Consider the following 13,285-nt stretch of genomic DNA (forward strand, 5'->3'; position numbering starts at 1 on the left):
CCCCCTCCGGGTAAATTACAGCGCGATGCGAATCACATCATCCGGCTGTGTGGCTTCCTGCTCACGTGAAGATTTTTGTTTCACGCTAACATACAGGGTTTTGCCATCAGCGGAGAGCGCCAGGCTGTTCGGGTACGTCGGGGTGTCGAATGTTTTGACGACTTTATAGCTTTTGGCGTCAATCACGCTGACCTTACCGGCCTGACGATGCGTCACGTAGGCTTCATTGCGCGCAGGGTTGAACAGCACAGCCAGAGATTCCGGCGCGGCGACTTTCGCCAGTACTTTGCCGTCACGGGTATCAATCACCAGCACTTCTGCCGCTTTAGAATCGGTAATAAACGCGCGGTTACCAGCGGTATCAAGGCTCAGGTTGATAAAGAAATGCTCTTTGCCGTCATCCAGCAGCTTTTTACGGCTGATGATTTTATTGTCTGCGGTATCGATGGTAATAAACTCACCGTCAGCATTGGTGGTGTACAAGCGTTTAGCCTTGCTGTCGACAGCCAGACCGGTGCTCATTTTACCGGTGTTAGCAATGGTGGTTTTCAGTTTGATGGTTTCACCGTCGACCACCCAGATCACGCTCTCTTTACCAATCCCGCTGATGTAGATCGTGTTGGTGGCGTCATCGGCTACCAGCTGACGCGGCTGCAGCGGACGGACATCTTCCGAACGTTTACGCGCATCCAGTACCAGACGGCCTTTTACGTCGCCGGTTTTAGCATCCATCGCGGTGACTGCACTGTTGACAGTATTGCCAAACCACAGGGTCTGTGTCGCATTATTGATGGTGGCGCCAAACGGTTTCAGGTCGTTATGAATCGCCTGAGTCACTTCCAGCGTGATCGGATCGAGACGGTAAACCACCCCGCCCTTATCCAGCTTACGACTCTGGGAGGTGGCAAGCCACAGCGCGTTTTCCTGTTGGCTGTACGCCATTTCGTAGGCGCCTTTGCCTACCGCTTTGCGCAGCAGTTCTTCCGCAGCCTGCGTACTAAAAGAGGATGCAACAAGCAGTGAACCTAACAGTAAAGAACCACGCAGACGCGGTGAAAACAGATGACGTAAAGACATGACGACTCCCTTTGATAAATTCATTTGTTACTGCTTCACAATGCTTCAATCAGCAAAATCATGGTTTTGCCTTTTTAAGAATGAGAATAGTAATCATTATTTATCTCAAAGTGGAGTGTTTATTCGCTTTCTGGCAACAACCTTCTTATTTTCTCCATAAATGCTTAACGTGCCGCTCACAAACAGAGCGGCACAGCGGATTTTCGCGATTAATCTTCAGCGAGCCGGATCACAACCTTGCCAAAGTTTTTCCCGGTCAGCAGACCAATAAAGGCTGCCGGAGCATTCTCCAGCCCCTCCGTAATCTGTTCCCGGTACTGGATTTTGCCTTCTTTGACCCAGCGCCCCATCTCCTGCTGGAACTCATGAATGCGATGACCGTAATCCTGACCAATAATAAAGCCCTGCATCCGGATGCGCTTTTTCAGTATGGTGGCCATCAGCAGCGGTAAGCGGTCGGGACCTGCCGGTAACGCCGTGGCGTTATAACCGCTGACCAGCCCACACACCGGAATGCGTGCAGAGGTGTTGAGTAACGGCAGCACCGCGTCGAAGACTTTGCCGCCAACGTTTTCATAATAGATGTCGATCCCCTGCGGACAAGCCTGCGCCAGCTGTTGCGCGAAATCAGGCGCATGGTGATCGAGGCAAATATCAAAGCCGAGCACCTCGGTGGCATGACGGCATTTTTGCGCTCCACCGGCCACGCCGACTACCCGACACCCTTTGAGTTTGCCAATTTGCCCGACGGTTGCGCCTACCGGCCCGGTGGCTGCTGCCACCACCAACGTCTCTCCGGCTTTAGGTTGGCCGATATCCAGCAGCCCCATATACGCGGTAAAGCCCGGCATCCCCAACAGACCTAACGCCCAGGATGGATGTTCAGGGTTATCGCCTAATTTTACCAGCCCGCTACCATCGGAGATGTCGAAATCCTGCCAGCCGCTGTAGCTCAGAACCCATTCACCAACGTGATAATCAGGATGATTTGATGCCATCACCCGGCTGACGGTACCGCCGACCATCACCGCGCCAATCTCCACCGGGGGAGAATATGAAGGCTCATCGCTCATGCGACCGCGCATATAGGGATCGAGAGACAGATACACGTTGCGCAGTAAAACTTGCCCGTCCCCGGGAGTGGCGACAGCACCCTCTTCCAGACGGAAATTACTGAGTACCGGAGCGCCATGGGGGCGCGAAGCCAGTACCCAGCGGCGATTGCGTTGCAGTTGTTGACTCATTGATGTTCTCCTCTGCTTTTGGCATGAATCCATCAATAGTAGACGCCCCGCGCTAGCGATGCTTTCACATTAATTGCCGACGGCGTTTAACCGCACAACCAGATAAACACAGGGTTGCGCGGTTTCATTAATAAATCGGCAGTCATTCGGCGGGCCGAGTTCCAGACAATCACCGGCCTTCATTTCGTGGCGCGTGTCCCCTTCGACAAACACTAACTCCCCCTGCTGCAGCCAGATTAGCTGTCTGGCCTGCACGTAGGACGAAGCGGGCATGGGAATGTCGCTCCCGGCTGGCAGTTCTATCTGCACCAGATCGATGGGCAGATCGCTGCGCGGGGAGACGTGGCGGCGCAGATAATGGCTTTGCGGATCGTGCCAGACAGGCTGGTTGGCGAAGCGCAGCAGCTTGCCCTCTTGCATTTCAGCCCGCGCCATCAGCGTTGACATGCTGATGCCAAATGCCCCGGAAAGCCGCCCCAGCAGCGTTGCCGTTGGACTACTCTCGCCACGCTCAATTTTATGGATCATTGCCCGCGACACGCCCGCGCGCTCGGCAAGTTCCGTCAGCGACCAGCCGCGAGATTCCCGTTCTATGCGAATTCTTGCACCGATCCGTTGATTTATGCTGTCTTCAATAGTATTCATATTGTAATACTATAGTGAACAACACCTGAGGTTCAACATGTCAATTCGCTTTGCCAGTAAAGAAGACTGCGCCGCTATTGCAGAAATCTACAATCACGCGGTGCTGCATACGGCGGCTATCTGGAACGATCAAACTGTTGATGCCGAAAACCGTATCTCCTGGTACGAAGCCCGGCAAATACTGGGGTATCCGGTGCTGGTGAGTGAAGAGAATGACGTGGTCACCGGGTATGCGTCTTTCGGTGACTGGCGTAATTTTGATGGTTTTCGTCATACCGTTGAGCATTCGGTGTATGTGCATCCGGATCATCAAGGCAAAGGCCTGGGGCGCGCATTACTCAGCCGGTTGATTGATGAGGCCCGCAGGTGCGGTAAGCATGTGATGGTCGCGGGCATTGAGTCGCAGAATCAGGCATCGTTGCACCTGCACAGCACGCTCGGTTTTGTCTTAACCGCGCAAATGCCGCAGGTGGGGACGAAGTTTGGCCGCTGGCTGGATCTGACCTTTATGCAGCTGCAACTGGACGATCGCCGCGATCCGGACGCACGCGGATGAACTCGACGCTAACCCTCTCCTTTCTGATTGCCGCCGGCATTGGTCTGGTGGTGCAGAACACCTTAATGGTACGTATTACTCAGACCTCTTCAACCATTCTGATTGCCATGCTGCTCAATTCGCTGGTGGGGATTGTGCTGTTTGTCAGCATTCTGTGGTTTAAGCAAGGTATGGCGGGGTTTGGCGAGCTGGTTTCCAGCGTACGCTGGTGGACGTTAATTCCCGGTTTATTGGGTTCGTTTTTTGTCTTCGCCAGTATTAGCGGCTATCAAAATGTGGGGGCTGCCACCACCATTGCGGTGCTGGTTGCCAGTCAGTTGATTGGCGGTCTGCTACTGGATATCTTGCGAAGCAACGGCGTACCGCTGCGTGCGCTGGTGGGGCCCGTTTGTGGCGCGGTGTTGCTGGTAATCGGCGCCTGGCTGGTAGCCAGACGCGCGTTTTAATGGCCTGATGGCGGGCGCGTATCAGGCACGAAATATCAGAGAATGGTGCCACCTTTGGTGAGCTGCTCGCGGCGGGCTTCCATATCCTCTTTATACTGACGACCATGATGCGCAATCGCCGTGCGCAGACGCTGTTGCTGGGTGTAGCGATCTTCCCGGCTCAGTTCTGCATCATCGCTGAGCGCAATCAGCAGTTCGTTCATATGCGTAATGACGCTCTCTTCAATGGCGGCGTCGACGCGGGCGCTGACCTCATCCAGGTGCGACATACTTTCTCCTTAACTGATTAATTTAATTTAGCTTTTGAAAAATCACTGCCCATCAGGCTAACGCTGTATCCGCTGACGTTACTGCGTGTGGCATAGAACGTTTTGCCGTTTGCCAGCGCGATCCACGGCGCCTGCTGGTAGAAAATCTCTTGCGACTGCTGGTAAAGCGCGGCACGTTCTTGCGGCTTGCTCACCTGTTTCGCCTTTTGCACCAGCGCATTATACGCTTTATCGCACCAGCGTGCGGCGTTGGATCCGGTTTTAATGCTGTTGCAGCCCAGCAGGACATCAGCGAAGTTATCCGGATCGCCGTTGTCAGACATCCAGCCAAACAGCGCGGTGTCGTGCTCGCCCTTACGCATTCCGGAGAGGTACTCACCCCACTCCCAGGAAACGATTTTCGCCTTCACGCCAACCTTCGCCCAGTCGCTTTGGATCATCTCAGCGATCCGCCGGGAGTTCGGGTTGTACGGACGTTGAACCGGCATCGACCATAGCGTCGCCTCAAAACCGTTCTCCAGCCCAGCTTTCTTCAGCAGTTCTTTCGCTTTTTGCGGGTCGAAATCGTAGTCTTTCAGATCGTTGTTGAAGCCCAGCATATTCGGTGGAATCGGTGATTTTGCCACCGTGCCTGAACCTAAGAAGACGGCGTTAATGATCGCTTTTTTATCGGTCGCGTAATTCAGCGCCTGACGTACCAATACGTTATCAAACGGTTTTTTCTCAGTATTAAACGCCAGATAACCGACGTTCAGCGCATCGACCGAATGCAGCGTCAGGTCGCTGTTTTTCTTAATTTCCTCAAACTGCACCGGCGCAGGCGCGGGAATTATCTGGCACTCATTGGTTTGCAGTTTTGCCAGTCGCGTTTGCACGTTTGGCGTAATGGCGAAGATCAGGTGTTTGGTCGGAACGTCACCATCCCAGTAGTTCGGGTTGGCCAGATAGCGGATCTGTGAATCCTGCTTATACTGTTGCAGCACGTAAGGTCCGGTGCCAATCGGCCAGGTATCGACGTTTTCCGGCGTACCTTTTTTTAGCATCTGGTCGGCATATTCTGCAGAGAGAATGGACGCGAAGTCCATCCCCCAGTCAGCCAGAAACGCCGCATTAGGTTCGTTCAGCACAAACTGGACATGATAATCATCAACCTTTTTCACCTCTTTGATCAGCTTGTCCAACCCGACATCGTTGAAGTACTCATAGTTACCCTGCGAGACGTTATGGTACGGATGTTCGGCATCTTTCTGACGTAATACCGAGAACAGCACGTCATCCGCGTTGAAATCACGGGTCGGTTTGAAGAATTTATTGCTGTTGAACTTCACGCCCTGACGCAGGGTAAAGGTATACGTCAAGCCATCCGGGGATATCGTCCAGTCGGTAGCCAGAGACGGCACCGGGGTATTTTTCACCGGATCAAAGTTAATCAGTCGGTTATACAGCACCTGAGAACTGGCCACAAATGACGGACCGGAGCTGGCGATTTGCGGGTTAAAGGATTCGGGAGACGCTTCAGAGCAGTAGATAAGGGTGTCGGTATTGGCAGCAAATGCAGCACCGGTTGGTAATACCGCGCTGAGCGCCAGCGCGAGCAACGTTTTCCTTGCAATCATTGTTGTATACCTTCTTATTTTATTATTCATCTCATTATCAGAGCATAGCTGACAAAAACTGACTAATAACAAATCACTATCAGGTTATTCTTATCCGGTGGTTTTCGCTGATTAATTCGACAGCACCGGTGAAATAATTTCCCTTAAGTCTTTTTCAAGACGTCAAGATTTTTCCCCGCGCTCTATGCCATGAAAATTCGCCCCTTTTTGCCTCTCTTCCACCGTTTGCTCGCGTTTATAAGCCGTAAAGTAGATGTGTGAAGAAGTCTAAGGGATAACAACGTGGCAAAAACTCTCTTGCGCAGCGGCAATTTGGATGACTATCAGGCCGTGGGCGGCGGTGGTCAGGCCGTTTTTGATTCAGCATTGCAAATTCGTGAAACGCTTCGTCTGCGAAAACAGCAGGCCATGGCCGATTGTCTGGCGATCCCGCAAGTCAATGATAATGGCGATCGGGTTGACTGGTATTCCCCGATTGAAGGACAAGCCGTCGCCTGGAAGGCCGCTGATGAAGATGCGCGCTTTCGGGCATTACGCTATCTGGCTAGCACGCTGGACAGCGCGGCGACTCTCAGTCGTAAAAGCCTGCAATCGGGTAAAACCTCGCTGCAATTGTTTGGATCTCTGCTGGAAAAGGCCGTTCAGTTTCCTGGGGAAAATCACGTTTTTCTGGTTGATGGCAAACCGGTGATAACGTTCTGGGGATTCGTCAATCTGAACGAAAACACGCGTGACGATGTGCTCGACTGCTTGCGGATTGCCGATATTCCTCCGGTCATGCCCGCACCGCAAGCCGAACCTGAAGAAGATATGGTCGTCCCGGAAATCACCTTTGCCGAAGCCGATGCACCTTTACTGACTCCGGTCGTGGAAACACCCAAGCCCGCAGAACCTGAACCGCAGCCCCCGGTCATCGTAAATGAACCCGAGGTCTTACCACCGCCCGTATTGCCAACACCTGCGCGTAAACTGCCGCTGTGGAGCCTGCCGGTTGCCGCGGTCATCATTGCCGCTATCGTTGGACCGCTGCTGTGGAAACAGCAGGCGACACGCCCTGCGCCCGCGCTGCAGCCGATTGAGGTTGCGAGGGTCGACATCAAGCCGCTACCCGTACTGACACCTTCGCTGCCGCTGCATCGCGCGGAAGTTGTCCCGGTGGTCAAAAAAGAGAAGCCTGCCGAGGGGCCGGTGGTGATTGCCGCGATCCCGAAAGATGCGCTGGTCATGGACGCGAACCAGATGAAGGTCGGCACCACCCGCTTCCTCAACGGTAACTGGCGCGTGATGGTCGACATCAAAGATCCGGTCAGCGGTAAAGCGCCCTCGCTGCGTTATCAGATCCAGACCAATAAAGGCACTGCGCGAGTCGTCCACGGCGACAATGTGGTGTGTCGTGCGGAGATTTTCTCCGGTCTGCACCAGTCGGGTGAATTAATGATTAAAAGTCGTGGGAACGCGCGTTGTACGGACGGCTCGCGTTATCCGATGCCGGAAATCACCTGTAAAGCGGGAACCAACGACGTAGCCGCCTGTACCGCACGTTATGACGATCACGCGGAGATCCCCATGACCATCAAAAAGATAGGTGCCTGATTTTATGTTGGTGAATCTGTGTGATTACAAACAGAGCGTGACGCTCATCGCCAATAGCGGCGTACAGTTTCTGGATTTTGGCCTGACGCCGCAGGAATCCGCGCATCATGGGCGCTTTGTGCGCAAAACGGCCAACGGCCCGCTGCTGCGACTGGATTTCGACCTGACAACGGGTCGCTATACGTTACCAGGTAGCACTGGCGGGCAACCCGAAGTGGTCAAGCCAGAAAGCACCCAGACATTACATTATTCACTGGACGTGCTCGACGGCGTCTGGCTGCCGCTGCCGTTCCTGCGCTTTAACCCGCCGCGCACATTTGTCGAAGGCCCGGATAACTGGGCGCGCGTACAGGTGCGCAAGCTGGCACAACCGGACAGCGCGGGCAACACGCACCGTGTGACCGTGGCGCTGGACAGCCAGTTAACCGAGCATGCCCCCGCCGTATTGACGCCAAATGAAAACGATTTGCTCAACGGCACGCGATTTGCGCTGGCCTGGCACGATAAAGAAATCGCTGATTTCCTCGACCAGACGTGGATTGACGGCTGGCTGCGCGAGTCTTTTTTGCACTATGTGACGCAACAAGAAAACCGCGCCGAACAAGAGATCCAGCTCGCGCTGCGAAATTTCGAATATCAGGCGCACTGGCTGAATGTGCTGACCCTGTTAGGCGAGCAGCTTGCCATTCCGGAAGTGAAGCTGGTGACGCACACCCTTAGCACCCCGGCCATTCCCGTCGATCTGATCTTGGATATCGGCAATACCCATACCTGCGGCGTATTGATTGAAGATCACGGTGACGCCAATGACGGGCTACGCCAGACGGCAGAATTACAGGTCCGTTCATTAAGCGAGCCGCAATACCTCAACGATCCGCTGTTCACCAGCCGACTGGAGTTTTCCGAGGCGCGTTTTGGGAAACAGCACTTTTCCGTGGAGAGCGGTCGTGACGATGCCTTCATATGGCCGTCGATCGTTCGTGTCGGCGATGAAGCCCGCAAGCTGGCCATGCAGCGCGTCGGCACCGAAGGCAGCAGCGGGATCTCCAGCCCGCGTCGGTATCTGTGGGATGAAACACCGGTGTTGCACGACTGGCGCTTTAGCCAGATGAATGGCAAAACTCAGCGCGAACCGCTGGCAACTGCCTTCCCGCTGATGAATCTGATGAACGATGATGGTCAACCGCTGTTTAGCCTGCCGCAGGATGACCGGCTGCCGGTATTCTCACCGCAGTACAGTCGCAGCACGCTGATGACTCATATGCTGTGCGAAGTTCTGGCGCAGGCGCTGGGGCAAATTAACAGCGTGGCGACACGCCTGCGCCTTGGTTTTCCGGCCTCGCCTCGCCAGCTGCGTACGCTGATCCTGACCCTGCCGTCGGCGATGCCAAAACAAGAGCGTGAGATCTTCCGCCTGCGCATGTTTGAGGCTATTGCATTAGTGTGGAAAGCGATGGGCTGGCATCCGCAGGATGACGATTTTACCACCCGCAAGCAGCAGGAAAAAAGCGTGGTCCCCGTCCCTGAGATCCAGATGGAATGGGATGAAGCCAGCTGTGGGCAGCTGGTTTGGCTATACAATGAAGCGATTTCACACTACGACGGGCACACCGAATCGTTCTTCAACGCCCTCGCCCGCCCGGACCGCCTGCCGGAACCGGGTGAAGTCAACGGTCGCGCCCTGCGTGTGGCATCAATCGACATTGGCGGCGGCACCACGGATATGGCCGTGGTCCATTATCAGTTAGATGATGGCGTGGGGGCGAATGTCAAAATCACGCCGCATCTGCTGTTTCGTGAAGGATTCAAGGTTGCCGGGGATGACTTGCTGCTCGATGTTATCCAACGCTGCGTGCTACCTGCCCTGCAAACCCGCTTACAACAGGCGGGGGTTACCGACGCCGCCGCCCTGCTGGCAACGCTGTTTGGCGACTCCGGGCGCATCGACACCCAGGCGATTTTACGCCAGCAAACGGCGTTACAGCTGTTTATGCCGCTCGGGCATGCGGTGCTCTCCGCGTGGGAGCAAAGCGATGTTAACGACCCGGTAGCGGGGCTGCATGCTACCTTTGGCGAACTGCTGGCCCAGCCGCCAACGCGCAACGTGATGAACTATATCCAGCAGGCCATCGATCATGCGTTGCCTGCGGGCTCACCGGTTTTTGACGTGCTGAGCGTGCCGCTACAAGTGCAGTTCAGGCCATTACAGGAAGCCTTGCTGGCCGGGCAGTTTACCCTGACCTCTCCGCTGCACGCCGTGTGTGAAGCCATCTCGCACTATCGTTGCGACATTTTACTGGTAACCGGCAGACCCGCCTGTTTACCAGGCGTACAGGCGCTGATTCGTCATCTGCAACCCGTTCCGGTTAATCGTATGATTTGGATGGACAGCTACCGCGTGCATGAGTGGTATCCGTTTAGCCAGCAAGGGCGCATTGGCAATCCGAAGTCCACCGCCGCCGTGGGCGCCATGCTGTGCAGCCTGGCGCTGGATTTGCGTCTGCCGCGTTTTAACTTTAAAGCCGCCGATATCGGCGCGTACTCGACGGTACGCTATCTCGGCGTGTTAGATAACACGGTTAATACGCTGCGCGATGAGAATATCTGGTATCACGATATTGACCTCGACAAGCCAGGCGCAAAGCTGGACGCGCGCCTGAATTTCCCGCTGCGTGGCAATGTGACGTTAGGTTTCCGCCAACTGGAGAACAGCCGCTGGCCCGCCACCCCGCTGTATACGCTCAGTATCAACTCTGCTGAGCTGGCGAAAACCATCGCCGGTGATGGCGTATTAAATGTGCGCCTGCAATTACGTGGCGGTAGCAAAGAGACCGGCCCGGAATACTTCGTCCTCAGCGATGCCTGGCTGCAGGATGGCACACCCGTTGCCGCTAACGCCTTAACCTTAAAACTGAATACGCTGGCAGACCGCCGCCACAGCGGTAGCCATTACTGGATTGATAGCGGGAGTGTGTACCTGAAATGAGCAAGACGTTAAACACCACACAGGCCGCCATCGAATGGGTAACGGACGTGCGTACACGCGCGGCACGCCTGGATGATGAAGCAGATTCCCTGCTTGCTCAGCTCACGTTAGCCGCCGTCAATGAAGCCGCGCTCAATGAGACATTCGCCGCGCCGGGTTGTGTGGGATTGTACGGCCACTCACAGGCGGCGAAAGCGCATTTGCTCTGCGCATTGTGCAGCAATACGGGTGGCAAACTGAATATCACCACGCCGGAGCGCAGCGTCGATTACTTTACGCACATTAACCCCGGCCATGCGCCAACCAACATGGCTATTCGCTTTACCCGCGACGAAACCCCATTGGACAGCGCATGGCCGCTGCGCCTGCGGTTGATGAGCGAGGCGGAGCTGGTTCAGCTGTTTATCGCCCAGTTCTGTGCGTTACCTGACAACCGTCAGGTTGAAAAAACGATCATTGAGACGCGGTTAGAAAAATGGCAGACGCTGCGCCAGCGCCATCCTGTGCCGGGGATCTGCGCACAAGACGTGGCCACCATCGCGCGTTTCTGGCGTTCTCGTGTTCCCTCAAACCAGCAGCAAATTGACGATGCGCTGTGGCACCAGTTTGCCATGCTGCTTCCGGCACTGGATCTCACCACCCGGGCACATGCCTGGGCATTACTGTGGGGAGAACAGCCAGAACTCACGCAGCAGTTTCTGGCACTGGCGCATACGCTGCAGCAAACCGGGCATGCCAAAGAATTAGCTGCGCCGTTTAGCCTGCTGGTCGACCATTTCGGCTTGCCCGCCGAAAGCTTTCTCACTCAGGCGGCACTGACCGGGCACGACGCGCCAAGTGATGTGGTGGTGCATCCCATTGCCGACAATCAGTTGCTTAATGCGGTCAGCCTGTCGCTGGAATCACTGGCGCTGTTGACCCGCGAACTGGTACTGACGGTAGAAGACACAGTGCTGGAGAGCACGGACCTGCTGGATATCCCCCTGGCACCGGATGCGCATCCACACCCGCTATGGCAAGCAAAATTAGGCTGGATGCTGGAGCATTACCGCCAGTGTCTGCAACCCGATGTGTTAGTCATCTGCAACGCGGTATCCACCCGTTCGCAGACGCCGACCGTCACCCGCACACTACTCGGTTGGATCAACGATACCCAACCGCTGCACGATGCTGCGTTACCGGGCGTGGTGTGGGCCATTACCCCACAGGATGCACGTTTTAGCACCCAGCAGAACCTCGATGAAGCCGTTCAGCAATTACTGGGCAAACCCGGACTGCACTGGGGCACGCTGCAGGCGCTGGATAAGCACAGTTTACAGCGCCTGGTTGAATGGTTGTCGCAGGCCACTTCGCCCGCTCAGCGTCAGGCTCGGTTTATCTCTCTGCACGAGCAGCTCCAGCAGCGAATTCGCGCCACGTTAATGAGCTGGCTACACACGGATGACGAGACGACCGGGGCGAGTGAATCACTTATTCGCCAGTTGCAAGCTCAGGCGGCAAAACATGGCGAGCTGCTGGAGGGACTACTGCCGCCTATGCGCAGCGTGGAGTCGTTGTTACGTATTCAACAACCGCGTGAGGAGCAGGTTAGCGGCTTATTTAATGATGCGATCGACCTGTTTGCTGACGCGCGAGATACTTCTCACCCGCAAGAGAGTGAAGAGACCGGATACCTGGCGCATAAAATGTGGATCAACCATGTGCGCCAGTGGTGTCGTAATGAGAATAACGCGCGTCGCCTGCACCTGGAGCCACAAACCTTAAGGCAGGTTGCCGACATCCTGGTGACCACCAGTTACCGACTGGAGATGCCACAACGCCTGCACGCTATTATGCAGCGCGAGAACGTCTGCGCAGCACAGCTACACGCGGATATCGGTGATTTTATTACCTGGCTTGGGTTTGCTCGCGTTGCCGAGGAACAGCGCCCTGCCAGCAGGATCCTAAAAGGTGCCGCTATCTTTAGCGCCCCGCCGCAACAACCGATGCGTCGACTGGCAAAACTGGACGAGCAACCTCGGCATGGTGCCAGCCGATACGTGTATGACTGGTTGGTTGCCCTGTACACCCGCGCCAATGAAAACGTCGGCTATCAGCATCCGCTGGACGTGACTGACGCTGACAGGTTGCGATTAATCGCGCTGCTAAAGGCCTGACGACGTCATTAGAAAAGAGAAAACAGGAGTGCGACGGGAAAGCTCATCGGCCACGTCGCCCCGACTAATACCGCGCTGAGAAAGCGAATACGCTTTTTATCGCGCGATAGAAACCAGGTGATGATAGCCGCGATGGCGGCCATTACCGCATAAAAAACCAGCATGTTTTGGTACAAAGACATTTAGGGCATCCGGGCCAGAAGGGAAAATCGCGCGCAATATGCTCTTTTTTATGACACACATCAAGTTTTATTCATTTTTTTAAGAAACCGGCGAGAAAACAACCGCTATTCGTAATGTTCAGATTTCGTACTATTGCGGATAGTTTTAACCCGTACTATACCCATAAGGGTTAAATCGAAAGGTGGCAAAAATGAATGTTTCCAGTAAAACCGTGATACTGATAAATATCTTTGCTGCTGTAGGACTTTTCAGCCTGATATCCATAAGGTTCGGCTGGTTTGCTTGATGTGACTCTTGTTGATTAATTGCAGCGTCTGCTGGCAGAGAGAACATTCTCTCTGCCATTGATGTGCGATCTTCCCACTGCTTCACCTGCCAGTAAATTATCCTTAGTGTGTAATAGCCCTAACCTTTCTGCGGTAATGAAATCGCGAAGCCCCGGCATGCTTTGCCCCCTAAGCGGATCCGCAACCAAATTTTATATTCCGTTGCGTTCTGACTTCACGCGCTGCCC

The 13,285-nt window shown here is 54.8% G+C and carries 12 protein-coding genes; 6 read left to right on the forward strand and 6 right to left on the reverse strand.

The features are described from left to right. Positions 1–15 precede the first annotated feature (15 nt). The 3 genes from FDW98_RS12970 to FDW98_RS12980 all read right to left on the reverse strand — a co-directional run bounded on the left by FDW98_RS12970 (position 16) and on the right by FDW98_RS12980 (position 2,966). Entirely contained in the window at positions 16–1,077 is a 1,062-nt protein-coding gene (locus FDW98_RS12970) for a YncE family protein (RefSeq protein ID WP_096756997.1), read from the reverse strand. A gap of 209 nt (positions 1,078–1,286) precedes the next feature. After that, on the reverse strand, positions 1,287–2,321 hold the full coding sequence (locus FDW98_RS12975; RefSeq protein ID WP_096756996.1) for an NADP-dependent oxidoreductase: 1,035 nt from the start codon (positions 2,319–2,321) through the stop codon (positions 1,287–1,289). Between the two features lie 69 nt (positions 2,322–2,390). Beyond that, positions 2,391–2,966 (reverse strand): XRE family transcriptional regulator, encoded by a 576-nt coding sequence (locus FDW98_RS12980; RefSeq protein ID WP_096756995.1) that lies wholly within the window; start codon positions 2,964–2,966, stop codon positions 2,391–2,393. A 37-nt stretch (positions 2,967–3,003) separates the two neighbouring features. Here FDW98_RS12980 and mddA point away from each other — a divergent pair, with 37 nt between their 5' ends. Together mddA and FDW98_RS12990 are read left to right on the forward strand one after the other, a co-directional pair. Next, positions 3,004–3,522 (forward strand): L-methionine sulfoximine/L-methionine sulfone acetyltransferase, encoded by a 519-nt coding sequence (gene mddA / locus FDW98_RS12985; RefSeq protein ID WP_096756994.1) that lies wholly within the window; start codon positions 3,004–3,006, stop codon positions 3,520–3,522. Beyond that, a complete protein-coding gene (locus FDW98_RS12990) occupies positions 3,519–3,968 on the forward strand; it encodes a DMT family transporter (RefSeq protein WP_096756993.1) in 450 nt (149 codons plus the stop codon). The genes mddA and FDW98_RS12990 overlap by 4 nt, the downstream gene beginning before the upstream one ends. 35 nt (positions 3,969–4,003) lie before the next feature. On the opposite strand, the gene FDW98_RS12995 is transcribed toward FDW98_RS12990, so the two are convergent. Continuing rightward, positions 4,004–4,237 carry a YdcY family protein gene (locus tag FDW98_RS12995; protein WP_096756992.1) on the reverse strand — a complete coding sequence of 78 codons (234 nt, stop codon included), beginning with the start codon at positions 4,235–4,237 and terminating at the stop codon, positions 4,004–4,006. Positions 4,238–4,254: 17 nt separating this feature from the next. Next, on the reverse strand, positions 4,255–5,853 hold the full coding sequence (locus FDW98_RS13000) for an ABC transporter substrate-binding protein (RefSeq protein WP_096756991.1): 1,599 nt from the start codon (positions 5,851–5,853) through the stop codon (positions 4,255–4,257). A gap of 282 nt (positions 5,854–6,135) precedes the next feature. On the opposite strand from FDW98_RS13000, the gene FDW98_RS13005 reads away from it, so the two are divergent. The 3 genes from FDW98_RS13005 to FDW98_RS13015 are packed head-to-tail and all read left to right on the forward strand — an operon-like array spanning position 6,136 to position 12,588. Beyond that, a complete protein-coding gene (locus tag FDW98_RS13005; protein ID WP_096756990.1) occupies positions 6,136–7,446 on the forward strand; it encodes an SrfA family protein in 1,311 nt (436 codons plus the stop codon). Positions 7,447–7,450: 4 nt separating this feature from the next. Continuing rightward, entirely contained in the window at positions 7,451–10,432 is a 2,982-nt protein-coding gene (locus tag FDW98_RS13010) for a virulence factor SrfB (protein ID WP_096759398.1), read from the forward strand. Beyond that, the gene (locus tag FDW98_RS13015) at positions 10,429–12,588 is read left to right on the forward strand and encodes a virulence factor SrfC family protein (RefSeq protein WP_096756989.1); all 2,160 of its coding nucleotides are present in this window, start codon (positions 10,429–10,431) and stop codon (positions 12,586–12,588) included. Before FDW98_RS13010 ends, FDW98_RS13015 begins: the two co-directional genes overlap by 4 nt. A gap of 8 nt (positions 12,589–12,596) precedes the next feature. On the opposite strand, the gene FDW98_RS13020 is transcribed toward FDW98_RS13015, so the two are convergent. Continuing rightward, positions 12,597–12,770 (reverse strand): GhoT/OrtT family toxin, encoded by a 174-nt coding sequence (locus tag FDW98_RS13020; RefSeq protein WP_096756988.1) that lies wholly within the window; start codon positions 12,768–12,770, stop codon positions 12,597–12,599. Between the two features lie 191 nt (positions 12,771–12,961). On the opposite strand from FDW98_RS13020, the gene yncL reads away from it, so the two are divergent. Then, complete coding sequence (gene yncL / locus FDW98_RS13025; protein WP_096756987.1) at positions 12,962–13,057, forward strand: stress response membrane protein YncL; 96 nt, start codon at positions 12,962–12,964, stop codon at positions 13,055–13,057. Positions 13,058–13,285: the final 228 nt, after the last annotated feature.

The organism is Citrobacter sp. wls711 (genome assembly GCF_005281055.1).
GTDB lineage: Bacteria > Pseudomonadota > Gammaproteobacteria > Enterobacterales > Enterobacteriaceae > Citrobacter > Citrobacter gillenii.

Coding starts and splice junctions, on each gene's coding strand:
- FDW98_RS12970 (WP_096756997.1), bottom strand. CDS start 1,077: ATGTCTTTACGTCATCTGTTTTCACCGCGTCTGCGTGGTTCTTTACTG.
- FDW98_RS12975 (WP_096756996.1), bottom strand. CDS start 2,321: ATGAGTCAACAACTGCAACGCAATCGCCGCTGGGTACTGGCTTCGCGC.
- FDW98_RS12980 (WP_096756995.1), bottom strand. CDS start 2,966: ATGAATACTATTGAAGACAGCATAAATCAACGGATCGGTGCAAGAATT.
- mddA (WP_096756994.1), top strand. CDS start 3,004: ATGTCAATTCGCTTTGCCAGTAAAGAAGACTGCGCCGCTATTGCAGAA.
- FDW98_RS12990 (WP_096756993.1), top strand. CDS start 3,519: ATGAACTCGACGCTAACCCTCTCCTTTCTGATTGCCGCCGGCATTGGT.
- FDW98_RS12995 (WP_096756992.1), bottom strand. CDS start 4,237: ATGTCGCACCTGGATGAGGTCAGCGCCCGCGTCGACGCCGCCATTGAA.
- FDW98_RS13000 (WP_096756991.1), bottom strand. CDS start 5,853: ATGATTGCAAGGAAAACGTTGCTCGCGCTGGCGCTCAGCGCGGTATTA.
- FDW98_RS13010 (WP_096759398.1), top strand. CDS start 7,451: ATGTTGGTGAATCTGTGTGATTACAAACAGAGCGTGACGCTCATCGCC.
- FDW98_RS13015 (WP_096756989.1), top strand. CDS start 10,429: ATGAGCAAGACGTTAAACACCACACAGGCCGCCATCGAATGGGTAACG.
- FDW98_RS13020 (WP_096756988.1), bottom strand. CDS start 12,770: ATGTCTTTGTACCAAAACATGCTGGTTTTTTATGCGGTAATGGCCGCC.
- yncL (WP_096756987.1), top strand. CDS start 12,962: ATGAATGTTTCCAGTAAAACCGTGATACTGATAAATATCTTTGCTGCT.